The sequence below is a fragment of the Actinoplanes oblitus genome (genome assembly GCF_030252345.1).
Classification (GTDB): domain Bacteria; phylum Actinomycetota; class Actinomycetes; order Mycobacteriales; family Micromonosporaceae; genus Actinoplanes; species Actinoplanes oblitus.
Genome location: NZ_CP126980.1, coordinates 5,595,251 through 5,614,691, shown reverse-complemented (window position 1 = coordinate 5,614,691; position 19,441 = coordinate 5,595,251). Strand labels below are relative to the sequence as shown.

Sequence of the window (19,441 nt, the reverse complement as noted above, 5' to 3'; positions counted from 1 at the left end):
GGCTGCAGGGACCTGGAAAGCGCCGCGACCTGCGCATATCCTCATGAGGGCCACGTGGGTGGCCGTCAAGTGACGATTGCCACATAAGCCGCGAAGCCCGCGCTGGACGCTGTTTTCATCGGGGAGCCCTGCTCCGGGCGTACGCAAAACAGGTTCTGAATGTGGGAAGCGGCGGCGTCGGCGAGCCGGGAAGCGGGCTGTTGTGTGTTTCGATGTGAGCCCCGGCGGATCGGGATGGTAACGATCACAATTGACGGGTGGGGCCGCTAGTAGACCAGCAGACTCGTACGGTAGAACGTGAACATGACGAACTTGCGTGAGGCGATCGACGCCGGGAGCACGGCCCTCGGGATCGAGCTGGGGTCGACCCGGATCAAGGCGGTGCTGATCGGCCCCGACCACGAGGCGATCGCGGTCGGCAGCCACGACTGGGAGAACCAGTTCGTCGACCGCGTCTGGACCTACTCGCTCGAGGCGGTCTGGGCCGGGCTGCAGGACTGCTTCGCCGAGCTGGCCGCCGACGTCCGCGCGAAACACGGCACCGAGCTGCGCACCACCGGCGCCCTCGGGGTGTCCGCGATGATGCACGGTTACCTGGCCTTCGACGGCGAGGGGGAGCTGCTCACCCCGTTCCGCACCTGGCGCAACACGAACACCGGCGAGGCCTCCGAGGCGCTCAGCGACCTGTTCGGTCACAACATCCCGCACCGCTGGAGCATCGCCCACCTCTACCAGGCGATCCTCAACGGCGAGGAGCACATCGCCCGGCTCGCCCACTTCACCACGCTGGCCGGTTACGTGCACTGGAAGCTGACCGGGCGCCAGGTGCTCGGCGTCGGCGACGCCAGCGGCATGTTCCCGATCGACGTGGCCACCGGTGGCTACGACGCGGGCATGCTCGCCCAGTTCGACGAGCTGGTCGCCGGGCGCGGGGTGCCGGCGCCGCTGGCCGAGCTGCTGCCCGCGGTGCTGCCCGCCGGCGAGGCGGCCGGCACGCTCACCGAGGCCGGTGCACGGCTGCTCGACCCGAGCGGCGTCCTGCAGGCCGGTCTGCCGCTCTGCCCGCCCGAGGGCGACGCCGGCACCGGCATGGTCGCCACCAACTCGGTGGCCCGCCGCACCGGCAACGTCAGCGCCGGCACCAGCATCTTCGCCATGATCGTGCTGGACGGCCCGCTGAGCCGGATGCACCCCGAGGTGGACCTGGTCACCACCCCGGCCGGTGACCTGGTGGCGATGGTGCACTGCAACAACGGCGCCAGCGAGCTGAACTCGTGGGCCGGCCTGTTCGCCGAGTTCGCCACGGCGCTCGGTGCGCCGGCGGACAGCAACACCGTCTTCGAGACGCTGTTCCGGTCCGCGCTGCGCGGGGCTCCCGACGGCGGTGGCCTGATGGCGTTCAACTACCTCTCCGGCGAGCCGATCACCCGGCTGCACGAGGGCCGGCCGCTGTTCCTGCGCGAGCCGGGCAGCACGCTCGACCTCGCCACCTTCATGCGGACCCAGCTCTACTCGGCCCTGGCCACCCTGCGGATCGGCATGGACGTGCTGCAGAAGGCCGAGTCGGTGCGGCTGGACCGGATGTTCGCGCACGGCGGCCTGTTCAAGACCCAGGGTGTCGCGCAGAACCTGCTCGCCGCCGCGATCAACACCCCGGTCTCGGTCGGCGACCTGGCCGGCGAGGGCGGCGCGTGGGGCATCGCGATCCTGGCCGCGTTCGTGGCCGGCCGCAAGGACGGGCAGAGCCTGGACCAGTTCCTGAACGACGACGTGTTCGCCGGCGCGCAGCTGGACACCGCGGCGCCGGACCCGGCCGACGTGGCCGGTTTCGACGCGTTCATGCGGCGGTACGTCGCGGCGCTGCCGATCCAGCAGGCGGCCGTCGAGCACAGCTGAGCCGCCTTGGCGCCGATGGCGGACAATCGACACATGTATGTGATCAGGGAACGGTTGTTCGCCATCGGTGACGACTTCGACGTGCTCGACGAGAACGGCACGAAGGTCTACCACGTGGACGGCAAGGTGCTCAGCATCCGCAACCGGGTGGTGATCGAGGACCTGTCCGGCCAGGAGGTCGCCAGCGTGCACCGGCACCTGGTCGCCCTGCGCCCGACCTACGAGGTCCGGATCGGCGGGGAGAAGGCCGCCGAGGTGCGCAAGAAACTGTTCACCCCGTTTCGCGAGAAGTTCGTGATCGACGTGCCCGGCCCGGACGATCTGGAGATGAAGGGCGACCTGCTGGACCACGAGTACGTGATCGAGCAGGGCGGCGCCGAGGTCGCCGCGGTCTCCAAGCGCTGGCTGACCGTCCGCGACACCTACGCCGTGCAGATCACCGCGGGCGTCGACCCGCTGCTGATCATCGGCAGCGTGCTCGCGCTCGACCTGGCCCTGGACCGCGGGGCCGGCGACTGACGCACGGCCCGCTTCGGGTTCCGGTCCGTTGCTTTCCGGTACGCCCGGAGGTTCCCGGCCACGGATCCGCAGGTCGCCCGCCGGACTGTCGATGAGGCTTCCAGTCGTACCAGGAGGTCTCATGTCCAGCGAGCACTCCGTCGACTGGTGGAAGCAGTTCCAAACCGCCTCCGACCGGTTCGACGAAGCGATCCTCACCATCGGCCTGACCGAGCTTCTGCTCCCGCGCATCAGCTCGCAGCTGCTGCAACGGGAAGCGGACATCGCCGCCGACATCGCCATCCTGTACCGCAACAAGGCCAACAGCGAGGGCCTGCGCGACCGGTACGACAAGGCGCGCACCCGGCTCCGCGAGACCATCGAGCGACTCGAGTCCCGCGGCGTCGACCCGACCGCCCTGGCCGAGGCCGAGGTCGTGTCCTGGGTGATCGACGGCGAGTACGCCCGGGCCGCCGCCGAGATGGAGCCGCGGTTCGGCGCTGTCGTGCTGCTGCGCATCTTCGTCTCCGCGCTGCGCGTCACCCACCTCGACGTGCCGGTCACCGCCCAGCTGCTCAACGCCGGCAACACCCCGGCCGAGGCCATCCACGCCGGCAAGATCGTCGGCAAGTACGGCTACTGGCCGGACTGGCTGCGCGAACTTGTCGTCGAACACGCCATGGCCGGAACCCTGACCGACGACTACGTCGCGGCCCTGGACATGTGCGCCTTCGCCACGTTGCGCTCCACCCAGGCCCGCCTGGCCAAGCAGTTGCTGCGCCGGGAGCCCGCCGCGATCAACTTCGCGGCCCGGACCCTGGAGAACATCGGCGAAGCGGACATCGCGCTCCGGCTGCGGGACGGGGACGTCGGCGCGGTCGCCTTCGCCGCCCGCTTCGCCTCGGTCTGACCGGTCCGCCCTGCGGTCCGGCTGGTCCGCTCTGTTGCGGGCCGGCCGGATCGCTTCGCCGGGCTCCGGCCGTTCGCTTCCGGCGGCTGGCCCTGGTGGTGGTGTCCCGGCGCCGGAGACAACCGTGAGCACCAGCCCGGTGGCCTGAATCTACTTCTCACGACGGCGGGCGAGCAGGGCCACGCCGACTACCGTGATCGCGGAAACCATGGCCGCTGTGGTGCCTCTGGTGACGCGGGCCGTCCGGCAGCCTCGGTCCATCTTCGCGCGGTAGAACTCGTAGTCGGGATCGGCCGGGTCCGGTTCCGGCGGGGTCAACCAGAAGATGTTGCCGCAGTTCATGTCGTTCGGGTGGTCGGTGCCCGGCTCCGCGGCCTGGACCGGAGCCGCGATCAGGGCCACGACGAGCAGGGCTCCGGGGATCGCCAGCCAGCGGCCCGGGCCCGTCACGTGATCGCGGAACCTGATCTTCACGCGCCGATCTTATCCGCGTGGACAAGTCGAGAATCGGCTCGTAGAGCAGACCGCCGCCCGCGCTCGGCGCGCTGGCCGACATACGTCGTAGTCAACCTTGATGATGCGGCCGGTTGGCCCGTCCGTGGCGGGAAGCAGGTAGCACGCAGGACTCCGGAGAACCTGAGCGCGGGCGCGGAGCCACTCACCGTGACTGTATCGCCCGGCGCGTGCAGAGCGAGAACGAGATTCCTGGGACTGGCCCTCCAAGATCGAGCGCCGAGGGTCAAGCCGGCCTTGTCGAAGCTTTGCACATCCTGGTCGGGGCGAGTCCTGGTGGGACTGCCTGGAGTTCTCCGGCGACGGCGATGTGGTCACCATGAAGTTGGCTGCCGAGTGCCTGCAGCGCGACGAGCTAAGAAGCCGGCCACTGATTCGTTCAACGTCGTTGGGGCGTATAACGCAGCTGGTATACCTTCGGTACCCCATCAACCCACCGGTAGATGATGATCGCCGACAGCAGGGTCCGCTTCAGCCAGCGGGTATTGGCGCGACCATCTGCTTCGTCGGTGATCCACCCCTCCACATGCTCGGGCAGGCTGAAGGTGAGCGTATACGCGGCCGGCGCCTCCGCGGGAGAAAGCAGCCAACGACTGGCCTGGTGCGAACCCGATTCGGGTGCGCTGTCGCGCCGCAGGTGAACATTGTGTTCGGGATTCTCTTCGGAATACCTGGTGAACTGCTCGATGCTGTTTGACGTAGCGCCGGTCAAGGTGAGGATGAACGGTGCTGGCGGGAACGCGAGCAGGAATTCGCCCCCGTTGTAGGATTCCAGGCTCGCTCTCATGGTCGCCGCGACGCCCTGTAACGCCGACACGGCCGCCGATTCTGCGAGGGCAGGAGACGATGGTGGGGCGGTCTCGAGAACTTCACGGAAGGCCGCCCGCAATGCGCCTATTCCCCCCGGGCCTGCGACATGCGGGAACGCGCCGCCGGCGGCCTCCCGGACCGCACGACGGAGTATGCCGAACATCGGCAGTGACAAATCTACAAGGCTGATTTGGTGTGCCAGCGCAAACTGCTGAGCGTCGTCGGTGAAACCAGACCGGGAGAACAATGCGTAAACGTACCGGTACCGACCATGCGGGCCATCGGCTACGTGAAACTCGTTGATGTCAGCCACCGTCGCCCAGGCGTTGCGCACCAGATTGAGGCCGACCGGACGAGCGTGGCCGTAGTACTTGGCCTCGACAAACATACGGATCGGCAGGGAGAACGGCGGGGTGAACGCGAAATCACCCAGTACGTCAGCCTGATGCTCGGCGTCGCGTCCCCGGACGGTCAGGCCGGCGCCGTTGACGGCCAGGCCACTCATCGGCGACGCCGTTACGATCAACTGGTAGCCGCTGTTGCGGAGCATCCACGCAAGCGCTTCCTCCAGCACGTATCCACGAACCTGATAGATCGTCGGCACACCTGCACCGTACCCGGAGGCGCCGCACGTCGCCTCGACAACGTTCTGCCCAGGGTCTGCTTGAACAGTCGGAATGCGTGCTCCAGGTCCAAGCGGCGTAGGTGTGCCTGCCGAATCCGGTCCACATCCCGAGCGACGCCGCCGGGGTGTCTGGCATGGATGCGGCACGATGGCGGGCATGGCTGAGCCGGAGACCCACAACGGCTACCGGGTGGAGGCGCGGTGACTCGACGCTCGCGGCGACAGCGCGGCCATTGCCCCGTCTGCAGACGTCCCGTGGCCCTCACCGCCGACGGGAAGGTCCCGCGGCACAACGGCACCATCCGGGCCTACGCCCCACCCGAGGACTGCCCGGGCGGGGGACAGCGAGCGGAAGACGCGGGTCAGGAGTGACGGCGGCGCCGCGTCGGCTGTGCTGGTCGCCTCGCATCCGGATCTGCCGCCGATAGCGGGGGCGCAAGCGTCCGGCGCTGCCGGCGACGTGCCGCAGTCGCAAATCTGGAAAGGCCGGTCACCACCCCATCGTGCCGGGGCCGCCCTTGAACGGGCCACTGATGTCGGCGGTGATCCAGCCGCCGTAGAAGTCACCCTCCTGCGGCTGGACGAGTTCGCCGTCCACACGGCATTCGTCGACCCGGCTCGGATAGAAGGCGACAGCTCCGGCGATCGCCGTGTATCCGGGTGAGGGCTGTTCGTACGACCAGCCGGCCCGTCGCACCCGGGTGGTTCCGGCGACCAGGTCCCAGTAACTGGCGACTCCCTTGAACTCACAGTACGAGCGGCCCTCGCCCGGCTCGAGCACCGCGTCGGCGATGTCGCCGCGAGGTACGTAGTAGACCGGGGGGTGCGAGGTTTCCAACACCCGCCAGCAGCGGTCGCTATCGACGATCACCCGACCCGCATGCACCACCGTGACCCGGGCTCCAGTGCGCTCCGCGCGCGGCGGGCGCGGGTAGTCCCAAACCGACTCCATCAGCTCAGCCTGCCAGCCCGGGCAAGACAGCGCCCGGTGGAGGTGGACCATCTGTTGGCTCGCGCTCCTGCCGCTGACCGGGTGGCCGGAACGGTGCCAACCGCCGCCGAGGCCCTCGCGGGGCGCGGCAGGCCGGCTCGCTAGGTGACCAGTGGTTGAAACCGGCCATGCGAGAAGGCAGCTTGATGACCTCGGAGGCTTGCACCTGTCCGTCCGGGCGCTTGTCGTGTTCGTGATCGTTTAGCGTGGGTAACAAGGCGCTGGTGGAGGAGTCCGCGCGGTGCGGTCTCCGAAAGCCTGCTGAAGGAGCAGTTATGACTACAGGTACCGTCAAGTGGTTCAACGCGGACAAGGGCTTCGGCTTCATCAGCCCGGATGACGGCGGCGCCGATGTCTTCGCCCACTTCTCGGCGATCTCGGCGAGCGGCTACCGCAGCCTGGACGAGAACCAGCGGGTGGAGTTCGAGATCACCCAGGGCCAGAAGGGCCCGCAGGCGGAGAACATTCGCCCGCTCTGACCCACGTGCGTTGCGCTCGAACGGCGGCCTGGGCTGATTCAGCGGGCCGCCGTTCCCGCCACGGAGGATCACCCGCGCCGGCCGAGTCCGCCGCCGGCATCGTTCGGCCCGGTCGCTCACCCGGTCGGAAGGTGCCGGGTCAGTCGCCGGGCCGGGGCGTGGGAGGGGCGGCATCGGCGACTCGGAACTCCCGCCACTGCTGGCTGACGCCTCGCCAGATCTTCTGCTGATCGGCGAAGAACTCCCGCAACTGTTCCTGATCGCGGTCGCCGGCGCTGGTGGTGACCAGGTAGTAGTCGATCTCATCGCGAAGGCGGTTGAGCTCGTACCGCGTCTGCTCCATCGACACCCAGCGGTTGCGCCAGCTCATGTACGGCTCGAGCCCCGTCAGAACGGTCACCGCGGCCACCATCGGCAGCGCCAACGCGGTGCCGTGCCCGGCTGGGTCCACACCGAGCGCGACCGTGGAAAGGCCGGCCAGCACCAGGGACGCCACCTTTGTCGTCACCGCCCGTCGGCGATACCGCTCCTTGCGCCGGTCGGCCCAGTCCAGATCCGCGTCGACGACCGCCCGGAATCCGACGATCGCCTCCCGGGGCGTGACGCCCGACTGGCGTTGGGAGAGCACGAAGAAGCCACGCTCCGAGGGGTGAGCGTCGGCCGGCGTTTGCATGCTTACAGTGTCCGCCACCGGTCAAGGATGGCGCGCGGTGCGGGCTCTCCACCGTCCACGCGGGACTCGGCGCGGGCTGCCCGCCGTGCTCGGCGTCGTGGACGCCGTCGAGGGGCACCGGCGCACCGCCGTTGCGCTGCCAGGAGATCCGGCGGCAGGGTGCCGGGCCGTGCCCGCCGAGTACTGCACCGAACCCCGCGCGGTCAGCGGCGTCATGCTGGCCGTGCGCAGGGTGGCGCGGCACCCCGCGCGCCCGGACGGTGCGGGCGCTGATCGAGCGGGTGCCCGCGGCGGTGCGGGACACCAACCGGCACCGGTACGCCGCCACGCGACCCTGAGCCGGTGAGGATCGGTCAGCGGCCGGTGACGCCGTCGATCAGTTCGCGCAGGATGTCGGCGTGGCCGGCGTGGCGGACGGTTTCGCCGGTCACGTGGGCGATCACCCAGCGGACGGTGCGGAACTCACCGGCGACCGGGTGGGCGGTGCGGGCGTCCAGGCCGGCCGGGAGCAGGGCGTCGCTCTCGGCGATCGCCGCGCGGTAGTCGGCGATCACCTGGTGGGCGGGGCGGTCGGCGGGCACCACCATGCTGAAGTCGACGCCGGCGTGGCGCTCGTCGCCGCCCACCGTGTAGCCGAACCAGAAACGCTCGGCGTCGGTCAGGTGCCGCACCAGGCCCAGCAGGGTGGTGTCGGAGACCACCAGGCGGCGGCGCAGCTGCTCGTCGTCGAGCCCGCCGACCTTCTTGAGGACACACGATCGGGCGAAGGTGAGGAACGCCAGGGCGGTGTCCCGCTCGCCGTCGTCGTTGAGCGGGACTCGTTCGCGCTGGGTTTCCAAGGGGGTCTCCGGCATGGACCCGACCCTATGCCTCGACCGGCGCGGGCCGGCGGACGGGCGCCGGGCGGTGCGTGCGGCGGTAGGCCCAGACGACCAGGGCGGCCGCCACCACGGTGAGGACCAGGCCGGCGAGCCGGGCCGCGGTGGCGAACTCGGTGGTCTGCCGGGCCGACCAGTGCGAGGTGGCGATGTCGCCGGTGAAGACGGCGGCCAGGATGGTGCCGGACACGGCGAGGCCGGCTCCGGAGGCGACCTCGGTGACCGTGTCGGTGAGGGCCGCGCCGATGGAGGTGCGGTTCTCCGGCAGGCCGCGCAGGACGTTCACCGCGGCGACCACGCCGACCACCCGCAGCCCGGCGGCGACCAGGGCGAGGGCGAGCGCCACCCAGGCGTAGCCGAGCCGGCCGAGCCCGGTCCAGACCGCGAGCCCGGCCACCACCGAGGTGGCGCTCAGCCAGGCGGCCCGGTCGAGGCCGGCCCACCTGACGAACGGGTCGACGAACGCGCCGCCCGCGATCAGCACGATCACCTGGGGCAGCAGGCCGAGCGCCGCCTGAGCGGGGGGCCAGCCCCAGTCGAGCTGGAGCTGCAGGGTGACCAGGTAGCCGAGGCCGGCGGTGGCCAGCCCGGCGGCGGCCTTGTAGGCCAGGCCGCCGGCGACCAGTGGCCGCCCGATGAGTCTCGGGTCGAGCAGCGGATGCCGGGCGGAGCGCTGGCGCAGCACGAAGAGGATCGCCGCCAGCACCGCCGCGGCGGTGACCGGCCAGCGGGCCGGTGAGCCGTCGACGAACAGGGTGGGCGCCAGCAGTGCCAGCCCGATGGTGGTGGTGCCGAGCGCCGCGCCGGCCACGTCGACCGGGTCGCGGTGCAGGCCGGCCGGGTCGTCGGCGGCGATGCCGGACCGGATGCCGAGGAACGCCAGCGCGGCGATCGGCACGTTCATCAGCAGCAGCACCTGCCAGGGCGCGACGGCGAGGAGGAAGCCGCCGGCGGCCGGGCCGATCGCGAGCCCGGCCAGGCCGACAGTGGAGATCAGCGTGGTGGCCCGGACGCGCAGGCGGTCGTCGGCGAACAGCCGGAAGGCGAGGGCCATCGACCCGGGGGTGGTCATCGCGGCCGCGACGCCGGTCAGCGCCCGGACCGCGATCAGCTGCTCCGCCGTGGTGACGAACGCGGTGGCGAGGCTGGCCGCGCCGAGCAGGACCAGGCCGGTCAGCATGAGCCGGCGGCGGCCGAACCGGTCGGCCAGCGCGCCGAAGGCCAGCATCAGGCCGCCGAAGACCACCGCGTACGCCCCGGTCACCCACTGCAGGGCGACGGTGGAGGCGTGCAGGTCGCGCCCGATGGTGGGCAGCGCGACGTTGAGGATCGAGTTGTCCAGCATCTCGACGAGGAAGACGGCGGACAGCCCGGTCAGGGCGAGCCAGGCCGCCCGCAGGGACCGAGGGGAAGTTGCCACGCCTACCGTTGTACGGACGAACACCGTTCTGAACAATACGAACACCGTTCTTGTGGTGCAGAACACCGTTCGTCATGGGCTAGGCTGCCGGTATGTCACCCACTCCGCAGGAACGGCGCGCGGCGCGACACCAGCTCGGCGGTCCGCCCGCGCCCGCCGTCCGGCGCGGGCCGTCCGGCGGCGGCAAGAAACCGATCACCGTCGACGCGATCGTCAGCACCGCGTTCGGCATCGTGGCCGCCGAGGGCTACGAGGCGCTCACCATGCGCCGGCTGGCCGCCGCGCTGGAGACCGGCCCGGCCTCGCTCTACGCCCACGTGGTCAACAAGGAGGACCTGGACGAGCTGCTCATCGGCCGGCTGTGCGCCGAGATCGAGCTGCCCGAGCCGGACCCGGCCACCTGGAAGGCGGATCTGATCGGCGTCTGCACCCGGCTGCGCGACCAGTACCTGCGCTATCCCGGCATCTCCCGGGCCGCCTTCGCCGCCGCCCCGTCTCATCAGGACACCCTGCGCCTGGCCGAGGGCATGCTCGGCATCCTGCTCGCCGGGGGCATCGAGCCGCGGGCCGCCGCCTGGGGGATGGACGCGCTGCTGCTCTACATCAACGCGTACTGTCTGGAGCTCTCGCTGGTGAACCGGCGGGTCGGCAGTGGACACGAGGGCTGGGTGGTCGGCCGCGAGGAGCTGCTCAGCCGGATCGCCGCGCTGCCCGACAGCTTCCCGCACACCAAGCGGCACGCCGCCGAGCTCACCGCCGGCAGCACCCACGACCGGTTCGACTTCACCCTGCGGTTGATGATCGACGGGCTCGCCTAGAGTGCTCGTGTGTCGAGTTCCGCCGAGCAGCCGATCGATGCGAAACGGTTTCGGGTGCACGCGGCCCGGCTCGAGGTGCTGCGGGCGCGGCTCGGCCGGATCGGCGACGACGTGCAGCGGTTCGAGCAGGACCAGGCCGCGTTCGGGGCGCGCTGCGGCTGGATCCTGACCGGGCTCGGCGACCGGGTGGTCCGGCACGGCGAGCTGGTGGCCTACCTGGAGGAGACCCTGGAGCTGTTCGTCCAGGGGTTCCAGCGGGTGGCCGACGGGGTCGAGGGGTTCGCCGCCATGCTCGGCATGCCCGCCGACGACGTGGGCACCATGGAGGACCGGGCCTCCGAGATCATCGAGGACGTCCTGGAGACGGTGACGTCCCGTGAGTGGGTCGAGCCGCTGCTGGCCGACGCCGCGCCGGTCGCCGAGTTCGCGCTGCCGGTCGAGGACACGTTCGCCCTGCTGCGCGCCGGCGGCCTGGACTGGGCGGTGACCCACGTGCCGGACCTGGGCCGGATGCTCGACGACCTGACCGGCACCCCGGAGGTGGTCGCCAAGCAGGCCGGCCAGTGGCAGGCGATGGCCGCCGGCCTGGACCGGATCGCCGGCGGTCTGCAACGCTGCCTCGACCGGGACTTCCCGGACCGGGACCGGTCCGACGTGCGCGCCTACCTGGCGATCATGGGGAACAACGTGGTCGGCCTGCGCGGCCTCGCCGCCACCTCCACCGCGATGACCGTGCTGACCAGGGCGGCCGGCGACGTGATCCTGCTGACCCGGGACATCGTCCGGGGCATCATCGGCGACCTGGTCGCCCGGGTGATCGTCTGGGCCGCCGGCGGCACCGTCGTCCCGCTGCCGGTGCTGGCCGCCCGCCTGGCCGGCGTCGTCGCCACCGTCTGGCGGATCGACGCCTACCTCACCGCGCTGGTCGTCAGCATCGCCAACCTGTCCCGCTGCATCGACGGCTGAGGTCCGCGCGATCGGCGGAACCCGTTTCCGGTACGACCGGAGCGCCCCCGCCGTACCGGAGGGGATCTGACCGTCACACGCCGGGTGAACAGCCGACGATGGTGCCGTCCCCGAGGCGGTGGTGGACTACCGTGGGTCACAGCGTCAAACCTTCAGCAGCGAGGGACCGCGGCCTCACGATGGGCGGGAGAGTTCCTTGAGCAGCGGCTATCGAGCGTCTCTCGACGTGTCCGGGCAGTGCCGGTTGCAGGTGTGTCGCGTCGCCACCGGCCCGGGGGCACCGCTGCGCCTGGTGCTCAGCGGCGAGCTGGACCGCCGCGAGGCCGGCGGCCTGGTGGACCGGGTGACCACCCTGCTGCGGGAGCACCCCGGCCGGGCGCTCGAGTTCGACGCCGGTCCGCTGACGTTCGTCGACTCCGGTGGGATCCGAGCCCTGGAGGCCTGCTTCGAGCTCGCCGAGGCGGCCGGGAGCCGGCTGTCGATCACCGCGGTCTGCCCGATCGTGCACCAGGTGCTGTGCATCACCGACGTGGTGAAGCTCTTCGGGGACCCGGGGCAGGTCATGGACGGGCCCTAGGCACCCGAGAACGGCACGATGACCCCTGCCGTCGCGACGCACCGGGCCGTCCGCCGGCCTGACCGCGGACCGGCGCGAGGCGGGCGTGCGCTCCGGGCCCGCCCGCTTTCCGGTACGCGGCGGCGCCCGGTTCCGCCGCGCGAGCCTGTGTGCGGGGCGGGACCGGACCGGGCGTACCGTCAAGCGGCGGACCGCAGGCCGGAGCGGATCCGGCACCGGCCCGCGGTCCGCGGGTGTCACTCGTTGCGGGCGGCGGCGGGGCCGGTCATCCGGGCGAGCAGCGGCATGGTCGAGGTGAGGACGGCGATGGAGGCGAGCAGCCCGACGGCCACCGTCACGTAGTAGGCCGGGCCGGGGGCGTGCAGGCTGTACCGCATCTGCGAGCGCAGGAACAGGTGGGCGGCGAGGAAGCCGACGCCGATCGCGACGACCGAGACGCTCAGCAGCGGGATCGTGGTCTCCAGCGCCACCACCCGGCGCAGCTCGGCCAGGCGCACCCCGGTCAGGCGCAGCATCGCGAACGGGCGCCGGCGCTCGGTGAGCCCGCCGGTCACGCTGACCGCGAGACTGCAACCGGCGATCACCAGGCTGGCGACGATCACGACATCGGCGAGCCGCTGGAACTGGTACAGCTGCCGGGTGAAGTCGCTGGCGTAGTCGCTCTCCGTGGCGGCGAGCCGGCCGTACGGGAAAGCCCTGTTCAGCATGGTCCGGGCGCGCTCGACAGCGGCGGGCGTGCCGTCGGTCGGCAGCACGACGTCGATGACATTAAGGCCGGCCAGCTGGGCGGCGGTCCTGGTGGAGGCGGGCCAGGACGGGCCGGCCGCGGTGGCCGGCATGAACTCCGGCGCGTTCAGGTCGGGGAAGACCTGGGCGACCTGCGCACCGGCCGGGCAGGTGCCGCCGCCGGGAATCGTCGCGAGTTCGGCGCAGGAGATCAGGCCGGGCAGGTCCGGGATGTCGATCCCCACCTGTCCGTCGGTGACCTGGAGATGATGCTCCGGCCGCCGGTCCGGGTTGACGCGGATCAGGTGGCCGGGCGCCGAGACGCGGCCGGCCGGCACGCCCACGTCGTCGGGCAGCATGGCCACCGACACGAAGTCGTGCCCGGCCGAGCCCGGGGTGCGGTCCGAGCGCTCGGCGACGATCGCGGTGATCACGCCGGTCGCGGTGCTGGTCACGAACAGTGCCAGCATCAGGCCGCTGACCGCGCGGAACCCGGCGCGCGGGTCGTCGGCGAGCCGCCGCCCGGCGATCAGCGTGGACGCGCGGTGTGCCCGGCGGGCGAGCAGCCGGGAACCGGCCATCGTCAGCCACGGCCCGGCGATCATCAGGCCGATCATCACGACCAGGATCCCGGACAGGTAGCCGAACAGCTGGCCCTCGGTGGTGGGTGGCCGGTGACCGACCAGGTAGGCCAGCTCGGCGAGCCCGGCCAGCAGGGGGAGCACCCGCCAGGCGCGCGGCGGTTTCGGGGTGACCCGGCGGGTGACGCCGAGCGGGGAGACGCGGACCCGGCGCAGCGCGACGCGTGCGGCGACCGCGGCGGCCAGCGGCACACCGGCGAGCACCATCAGCACGTCGGTGCCGGTCAGCGACAGGTCGCCGGGGAAGAACGGTTCGCCGGTGAACGGGATCCCGGCCAGCCCGGCCCGGGCCAGCAGGAACACGCCGAACCCGGCGATCGTGCCGGTGACCGCGGCCAGGGCCGACTCGACGACGGCGAGCTGGGTGATCTGCCGGGGCGTGGCGCCGACCAGCCGCATCGCGGCGAACCGCTGCTCGCGACGGGCCGCGGCGAGCCGGGTGGCCGTCCCGATGAAGATCAGCAGGGGAAAGAGCAGGGCGGCCGCCACCACCGACAGGGTCAGCACGATGCCGTTGGAGCCGAGACCGATCACGCAGTCGCGGCACTTGTCCGGGGAGACGGTCACCATCCGGGTGATCTCGGTCGTCCCGGCGATGCGGCCGGCCTCCTCCCGGGTGTTGCCGACGATCACGATCAGCGAGTCCGGTGAGGGCAGCGCGGCGCGACCGAGCACCCCGGCCGGCCGGCCCGGGAACCGGTCGCGGAGCTGGTCGGCGGGGTGCGCGCGCAGCAGCCGGTCGAGGGCGGGGGAGACGTAGTACTCGCCCGGGCCGGGCAGGGCGGCCAGGCCGGGCGGCACCGGGCCGTCCGGGCCGGAAACCGCCACGTCGACGCGGGCCATCGGGTGGCCGTCGAAGAAGTCCTCGCGAACCGACCACATCGCCGGGTCGCGGGCCTCGGCGCCGGTGGCGGCGCTGGTCACGGCGCTGTTCAGCCAGGAGTAACGCAGGTTCTGCGCGCCGACCGCGTGGATCCCGGCGACCGTGGCGAGCAGCATGCCGACGCCGACCGCGACGGCGGCGGCCAGCACGAGCAGCCGGGTGACGGCCTCGCGACCGCCCGCCACCGCGAGACGGAGCCCGAGAGAGATCATGGGATGGTCACCTCGGCAGGGGTGGTCACCCGGCCGTCGCGGACCATGACGAGCCGATCCGCGTACGCCGCGACCCGCCCCTCGTGGGTCACCAGCACCACCGTGGTGCCCTGCTCCCGCGCCGAACCGACGAGCAGCTCCATCACCTGCTCGCCGGTGAGCGAGTCGAGCGCACCGGTCGGCTCGTCGGCGAAGAGCACCCGCGGCCGCGCGACCAGGCCGCGAGCCAGGGCGACGCGCTGCGCCTGGCCCCCAGAGAGCTCACCGGAGCGGCGGCCCTCCAGCCCGTCGAGGCCGAGCCGGCCGAACCAGTCGCGTGCCTGCCGGGTCGCGGCGTCGCGGCGCACCCCGCTCAGCAGCAGCGGCAGCGCGACGTTCTCCACGGCGGACAGCTCGGGCACCAGCTGACCGAACTGGAACACGAACCCGAACCTGTCGCGACGTAGCTCGCTGCGCGCCGTCTCGCCGAGGTCGTCGATCCGCCGCCCGTCGAAGTGGATCTCGCCGGCGTCCGGCACCAGGATGCCGGCCAGGCAGTGCAGCAGCGTGGACTTGCCGGAACCGCTGGGGCCCATCACCGCCACGATCTCGCCCTCGGCGACGGCCAGGTCGGCGCCGCGCAGCGCCGGGGTGGCGCCGAAGGACAACACGACGCCACGCGCGGTGAGCGCGGCGGTCACGGCTTCGCCTGCCGGATCCGGGTACGCAACGCGTCCAGCCGTGCCGACGTCGTGTCGATCCACCGCAGGTCGGCCTCCAGATGGAACAGCCCGTGGTCGGCGAGCAACGCCTCGACCAGCCCGCCGGACCGCTTGATCTCGGTGAGCTCGCGCATCCGGGCGATGTGCGCCTGCCGCTGCGCGTCGAGGTACGCCTCGGCCGGCCGGTCCAGCATCAGTGCCAGCACCACCTTGGTGAACAGCAGGCTCTGCAGGTGCGGCTCGGGCGCGACCGGGTCGGCCAGCCAGGCGCTCACCTCGGTGGCGCCCTGCTCGGTGATCACGTAGCGCTTGCGGTCCGGGCCCTCGCCCGGGGCCACCTCGTCCATCACCACCTTGCCGTCCCGGGTGAGACGGCTCAGCGTCGCGTAGACCTGCCCGAAGGACAGCGCCTTGCCGACGCCGAAGAAGGTGTCGTAGTCGCGTTTCAGGTCGTAGCCGTGGCTCGGGGCGCGCTCGAGCAGGCCGAGGAGGGTCAGCGGTACGCTCATGCGGCCCACTGTACGCTCAGAGTATACGCCGCGTATATACCCAGTCGGCATCGTGCCCGGCATGCACAAATGGTTGCCGCTGCTCGCCGTCTCGCTGAGCACGTTCATGCTGCTGGTCGATCTGACCATCGTCGCCATCGCGGCCGCCGACCGGGAGCCGGCACTCGCTCCGGCCGGCTGATCCCGGTCAGGACGGTGGGTTGGCCCGGTTCGGCGGCCGCCCTGTCAGCGGACGGTGGCCCGGGCCGGTGCCGCGGTCGCCTGGAAGGCGGCGATCGTGGTGCCGTCGGCCCGGGTCACCACCCACACGTGCCCGGCGTAGGTCTGCTGGTCGTAGCCCTGCCCCGGGGCCAGCTCGGTGTAGAAGACCCGCTCGCGGTCGTAGCCGAGCCAGAGGATCTTGACCGGGCCGGCGGTCTCGTTGCTGAAGTGGATCGACGTGGTGGCGCCGTTCTCGGCGCTCTTCAGCCGCCACTCGTCGCCGGCCGGCACCGCCGCCAGCTCGGCGGTGCCCGCCGCTGCCGGCCCGACCGGCGCGGCCGCGGCCGGCGGCGCCGGATCGGCGGGGGCGGCCCGCAGGACCACCAGGGCACCACCGGCGGCGAGCAGCGCGCCGAGAACCGAGGCCGCGACGATCAGGCCGGTGCGCTTGCGGTCCGGCGGCGGAGGCGGCGGCTGATAGGCGACGATCGGGGGCGGCTGGTAACCCGGCGGGACATCGGGGAGCTTCTCCGTCACACGGTCACGGTAGTCCGCCGGCGCTCGGCGGCGGGTTGTCCCGTCCGGTGCCGGCCTTGAACCGCACCGTCTTGTGGGTTCCGTCGCAGAACGGCTTGTCGGCGGACTTGCCGCAGCGGCACAGGGCGATGGTCCGGCGCGCCGGGTCGATAGGCGTCCCGTCCGGGCTGACCAGCTCGAAGTCGCCGCGTACGAGCAGCGGTCCGTCCTCGTACGGGGTGATGGTCGATGTCATGGCGCAAAGATCCCCGTTTCGGCGAAGCGCAAACGGGCATCCGTCCGGCCATGAAATTGCCGGCGCCGCGAGGGTCCCTGTCCAGCGCTCTCGTCGACGCCCTGGCCGGCGGTGCGGCCGACTTCACCGCCGTCCCGGACGACGACGAGGACTTCCACCTGTCGCTGTTCATCTGCTACGAGCTGGCCTACCGGGGCTGGGACGGGGTCGACGACGCCTGGGAGTGGCGGCTGGACCTGCTCCGGCTCCGCGCCGAGCTGGAAACCCGCTGGCAGGAACGGCTGCACGAGCTGGTCGGGCCGCCGGTCGCCGCCGACCCGGAGACGGTGCCGGCCGCGCTCGCCGCGATCGTGGCCGCCGACGACGGGCCGTCGCTCTCCGGCTACCTGCGCGGGCGGGCCACCCACGGGCAGTTCCGCGAGTTCGTCATGCACCGGTCGGTCTACCACCTGCGCGAGGCCGATCCGCACACCTTCGCGATCCCGCGGCTGAGCGGTCGGGCCAAGGCCGCGCTGGTCGAGATCCAGGCCGACGAGTACGGCGGCGGCGTCACCGCCCGGATGCACCAGGAGCTGTTCAAGCAGACGATGGCCTGGTTCGACCTGGACCTGACGTACGGCGCGTACGTGCACGCGGTGCCGGCCAGCACCCTGGCGGTGAACAACCTGATGTCGTTCTTCGGGCTGCACCGGGCCCGTCGTGGCGCGGTGCTGGGCCATCTGGCCGCCTACGAGATGACCTCGTCGCTGCCGAACCGGTCGTACGGCAACGGCCTGCGCCGCCTCGGTGGCGACGCGAGCGCCACCGCGTTCTACGACGAGCACGTGGAGGCCGACGCGGTGCACGAGCAGATCGCCGCGCACGACATGTGCGGCACGTTCGCGCAGGCCGAGCCGGAGCTGGCCGGGCAGGTGCTGTGGGGTGCCCGGTGCGCGCTGGCCGTCGACAACCTGTGGGCCCAGGCGGTGCTGGACGCCTGGGCCACAGGCCGTTCGTCACTGTGTGAGTGACCGGGTGGCGGTCAGCACCACCACGGCGATCCGCTCGGCCCCGGCGTACGCCGGACCGTCCAGTTCCTCGCCGTACACGTCCGGGTCGACCTCGCGATAGGTCCAGTCGAGGCCGGTGCCGGCCAGCCGGTCGGCGGCGGCCGCGCGCAGCGGGTCGTGGCCGCCGGCGATCCCGGTGCCGCTGAACAGCACCAGGGTGCCGCCCGGCGTGAGCCGCTTCGCGGCGACGTCGATGATCCGCAGGGACAGCTCGTTGCCGTCCGGGCCGCCGCCGTCGCGATAGACCCGGCCGGCCGGATCCACCATGAACGGCGGGTTCGAGATGATCAGGTCGAAGTCGCCGTCGACGTCGTCGAGCAGGTCGCTGTGCCGGGGGAGCACCCCGCCGGTCCCGGCCAGGCGGGCGTTGACCTGGGCGTACCGTAATGCGGTGTCGTTGATGTCGACGGCCAGCACCTGCGCGTGCGGCGCTCGCTTCGCGACGGCTATCGCGCCGGCCGCGGTGCCGCACCCGATGTCGGCGGCCCGGGTCACCGGTTCGCGGCGAGCCCGCAGACACTCGGTGGCGGCCTCCGCCATCCGGTACGTGTCCGGGCCGAAGAACACCGACTCGGGCGCGTCGGTCGGGAACGCCGAATGCACGAACAGCTCGTCGTCGTAACTGGAGAACCGCACCCGGCTGCGCCACAGCTGGCCGCCGTCGTCGACCACGCCGGCGGCCAGCATCAGCTCCCGCAGCTCGCCCGGCACCACCTCCGGCGGGAACGGCCGGCTCCAGCCGAACACGTCCCGCAGGTCCCGGGCCACCTCGTTGCCGGGCCGCCGGTTCACCCGCGCGTGGGTCGCCGGGGTGACAGTGGTGAACCGGTAGCCGCCGGCCCGCAGCCGCTGCCCGAGACGCAGCAGGGCCTCGTCGTCGCCCATCAGTTCCCGGACCCGGGCTCGGCCATCTTGCGGTGCATCTCCGCCTTGGCGCTGTCCGGCATGATCTTGCTCGCCACCGCCTGCGCCCGGGTCTTCGCCGATCCGGCGAGCACCTTCTCCTTGCCCGCCAGCAGCGCCCGGATGCCCTGCTCGGCGACCTGTGCCGGGTCGTCCTTGGGGCCGGTGCCGACCCGGGTGTCGTCCATCTCGGCGCGGTGGAAGAAGTTCGTGTCGGTCGGGCCGGGCATCAGCGCGGTAACCGTCACCCCGGTGTCCTTCAGCTCGGCGCGCAGCGCCTCGGCGAACGACTGGGTGAACGACTTCGACGCGTTGTAGACCGCCTGGTAGGTGCCGGGCATCATGGACGCGATCGACGACGTGATCAGCACCCGGCCGTAACCGCGGGCGACCATGCCGGGCAGCGCCAGCTTGGCCAGGTGCACCGTCGAGGTGATGTTCACGTCGATGATGTCGAGTTCGGCCGCCAGGTCGGTGCCGCCGACGAACGCCCCGCCGATGCCCCGGCCGGCGTTGAGCGCGAGCGCGTCGATGTCCCGGCCGGTCGCCTCGACCGCCGCCCACGCCTGCTCCACGCCGGCCCGCTCGGCCAGGTCGGCGCGGACCGCCACCACCTGGTTGCGCCCGTCCCGGCGCAGGTCCGCGGCGGCGTCCTCGATGCCCTCGTCCTCGGCGATGATCAGCAGGTCGTGGCCGTGCTCGGCGAGCCGCCGGGCCAGCTCGTAGCCGATGCCGCTGGAGGCGCCGGTGACCACGGCGAACGGATTCTCACTCGGTGTCGTCATGCGTT

At 71.8% G+C, this 19,441-nt stretch carries 21 protein-coding genes; 8 read left to right on the top strand and 13 right to left on the bottom strand.

What is annotated here, in order from left to right; all coding sequences use genetic code 11:
• Positions 1-303 precede the first annotated feature (303 nt).
• The 3 genes from Actob_RS25365 (at position 304) to Actob_RS25355 (ending at position 3,304) form a co-directional block, all read left to right on the top strand.
• Positions 304-1,896, top strand: coding sequence for a xylulokinase (locus Actob_RS25365; protein ID WP_284914314.1), 1,593 nt, complete (start codon positions 304-306; stop codon positions 1,894-1,896).
• Between the two features lie 33 nt (positions 1,897-1,929).
• Complete coding sequence (locus Actob_RS25360) at positions 1,930-2,415, top strand: LURP-one-related/scramblase family protein (protein WP_284914313.1); 486 nt, start codon at positions 1,930-1,932, stop codon at positions 2,413-2,415.
• A gap of 121 nt (positions 2,416-2,536) precedes the next feature.
• On the top strand, positions 2,537-3,304 hold the full coding sequence (locus Actob_RS25355; RefSeq protein ID WP_284914312.1) for a hypothetical protein: 768 nt from the start codon (positions 2,537-2,539) through the stop codon (positions 3,302-3,304).
• A gap of 150 nt (positions 3,305-3,454) precedes the next feature.
• On the opposite strand, the gene Actob_RS25350 is transcribed toward Actob_RS25355, so the two are convergent.
• The 3 genes from Actob_RS25350 to Actob_RS25340 all read right to left on the bottom strand — a co-directional run bounded on the left by Actob_RS25350 (position 3,455) and on the right by Actob_RS25340 (position 6,204).
• The gene (locus tag Actob_RS25350; protein WP_284914311.1) at positions 3,455-3,778 is read right to left on the bottom strand and encodes a hypothetical protein; all 324 of its coding nucleotides are present in this window, start codon (positions 3,776-3,778) and stop codon (positions 3,455-3,457) included.
• A gap of 418 nt (positions 3,779-4,196) precedes the next feature.
• Positions 4,197-5,231 carry a hypothetical protein gene (locus Actob_RS25345; RefSeq protein WP_284914310.1) on the bottom strand — a complete coding sequence of 345 codons (1,035 nt, stop codon included), beginning with the start codon at positions 5,229-5,231 and terminating at the stop codon, positions 4,197-4,199.
• A 511-nt stretch (positions 5,232-5,742) separates the two neighbouring features.
• Positions 5,743-6,204, bottom strand: a complete 462-nt coding sequence (locus Actob_RS25340; protein ID WP_284914309.1) for a DUF427 domain-containing protein — start codon at positions 6,202-6,204, stop codon at positions 5,743-5,745.
• Positions 6,205-6,518: 314 nt separating this feature from the next.
• On the opposite strand from Actob_RS25340, the gene cspE reads away from it, so the two are divergent.
• Positions 6,519-6,722: a transcription antiterminator/RNA stability regulator CspE gene (gene cspE / locus Actob_RS25335; protein WP_284914308.1), complete on the top strand. Its 204-nt coding sequence runs from the start codon at positions 6,519-6,521 to the stop codon at positions 6,720-6,722.
• Between the two features lie 139 nt (positions 6,723-6,861).
• Here cspE and Actob_RS25330 read toward each other — a convergent pair whose 3' ends face one another.
• The 3 genes from Actob_RS25330 to Actob_RS25320 all read right to left on the bottom strand — a co-directional run bounded on the left by Actob_RS25330 (position 6,862) and on the right by Actob_RS25320 (position 9,693).
• Positions 6,862-7,395: an SLATT domain-containing protein gene (locus tag Actob_RS25330; RefSeq protein ID WP_284914307.1), complete on the bottom strand. Its 534-nt coding sequence runs from the start codon at positions 7,393-7,395 to the stop codon at positions 6,862-6,864.
• 353 nt (positions 7,396-7,748) lie between these two features.
• Positions 7,749-8,249 carry a DinB family protein gene (locus Actob_RS25325; protein ID WP_284914306.1) on the bottom strand — a complete coding sequence of 167 codons (501 nt, stop codon included), beginning with the start codon at positions 8,247-8,249 and terminating at the stop codon, positions 7,749-7,751.
• Positions 8,250-8,259: 10 nt separating this feature from the next.
• On the bottom strand, positions 8,260-9,693 hold the full coding sequence (locus Actob_RS25320) for an MFS transporter (protein ID WP_456319227.1): 1,434 nt from the start codon (positions 9,691-9,693) through the stop codon (positions 8,260-8,262).
• A gap of 92 nt (positions 9,694-9,785) precedes the next feature.
• Here Actob_RS25320 and Actob_RS25315 point away from each other — a divergent pair, with 92 nt between their 5' ends.
• The 3 genes from Actob_RS25315 (at position 9,786) to Actob_RS25305 (ending at position 12,054) form a co-directional block, all read left to right on the top strand.
• A complete protein-coding gene (locus Actob_RS25315; protein WP_284914305.1) occupies positions 9,786-10,511 on the top strand; it encodes a TetR/AcrR family transcriptional regulator in 726 nt (241 codons plus the stop codon).
• A gap of 9 nt (positions 10,512-10,520) precedes the next feature.
• Positions 10,521-11,477, top strand: a complete 957-nt coding sequence (locus Actob_RS25310) for a hypothetical protein (protein ID WP_284914304.1) — start codon at positions 10,521-10,523, stop codon at positions 11,475-11,477.
• Positions 11,478-11,673: 196 nt separating this feature from the next.
• Positions 11,674-12,054, top strand: a complete 381-nt coding sequence (locus Actob_RS25305; RefSeq protein ID WP_284914303.1) for an STAS domain-containing protein — start codon at positions 11,674-11,676, stop codon at positions 12,052-12,054.
• Between the two features lie 236 nt (positions 12,055-12,290).
• Here the strand turns inward: Actob_RS25305 and Actob_RS25300 are convergent, their stop codons facing one another.
• From Actob_RS25300 to Actob_RS25280, 5 genes are all read right to left on the bottom strand, one after another.
• Positions 12,291-14,516 carry an FtsX-like permease family protein gene (locus Actob_RS25300; protein WP_284914302.1) on the bottom strand — a complete coding sequence of 742 codons (2,226 nt, stop codon included), beginning with the start codon at positions 14,514-14,516 and terminating at the stop codon, positions 12,291-12,293.
• Positions 14,513-15,196 carry an ABC transporter ATP-binding protein gene (locus Actob_RS25295; protein WP_284914301.1) on the bottom strand — a complete coding sequence of 228 codons (684 nt, stop codon included), beginning with the start codon at positions 15,194-15,196 and terminating at the stop codon, positions 14,513-14,515. Before Actob_RS25295 ends, Actob_RS25300 begins: the two co-directional genes overlap by 4 nt.
• Positions 15,193-15,726 (bottom strand): PadR family transcriptional regulator, encoded by a 534-nt coding sequence (locus Actob_RS25290; RefSeq protein ID WP_284914300.1) that lies wholly within the window; start codon positions 15,724-15,726, stop codon positions 15,193-15,195. Before Actob_RS25290 ends, Actob_RS25295 begins: the two co-directional genes overlap by 4 nt.
• A gap of 225 nt (positions 15,727-15,951) precedes the next feature.
• Positions 15,952-16,464: a VHL beta domain-containing protein gene (locus Actob_RS25285; RefSeq protein WP_284914299.1), complete on the bottom strand. Its 513-nt coding sequence runs from the start codon at positions 16,462-16,464 to the stop codon at positions 15,952-15,954.
• Positions 16,465-16,468: 4 nt separating this feature from the next.
• The gene (locus Actob_RS25280; protein WP_284914298.1) at positions 16,469-16,699 is read right to left on the bottom strand and encodes a CDGSH iron-sulfur domain-containing protein; all 231 of its coding nucleotides are present in this window, start codon (positions 16,697-16,699) and stop codon (positions 16,469-16,471) included.
• A 50-nt stretch (positions 16,700-16,749) separates the two neighbouring features.
• Here Actob_RS25280 and Actob_RS25275 point away from each other — a divergent pair, with 50 nt between their 5' ends.
• On the top strand, positions 16,750-17,709 hold the full coding sequence (locus Actob_RS25275; protein ID WP_284914297.1) for an iron-containing redox enzyme family protein: 960 nt from the start codon (positions 16,750-16,752) through the stop codon (positions 17,707-17,709).
• Here Actob_RS25275 and Actob_RS25270 read toward each other — a convergent pair.
• Positions 17,695-18,633, bottom strand: coding sequence for a class I SAM-dependent methyltransferase (locus tag Actob_RS25270; RefSeq protein ID WP_284914296.1), 939 nt, complete (start codon positions 18,631-18,633; stop codon positions 17,695-17,697). The two genes, Actob_RS25275 and Actob_RS25270, sit on opposite strands and share 15 nt — an antisense overlap.
• Positions 18,633-19,436, bottom strand: a complete 804-nt coding sequence (locus tag Actob_RS25265; protein WP_284914295.1) for an SDR family NAD(P)-dependent oxidoreductase — start codon at positions 19,434-19,436, stop codon at positions 18,633-18,635. The genes Actob_RS25270 and Actob_RS25265 overlap by 1 nt, the downstream gene beginning before the upstream one ends.
• Between the last annotated feature and the right edge of the window lie 5 nt (positions 19,437-19,441).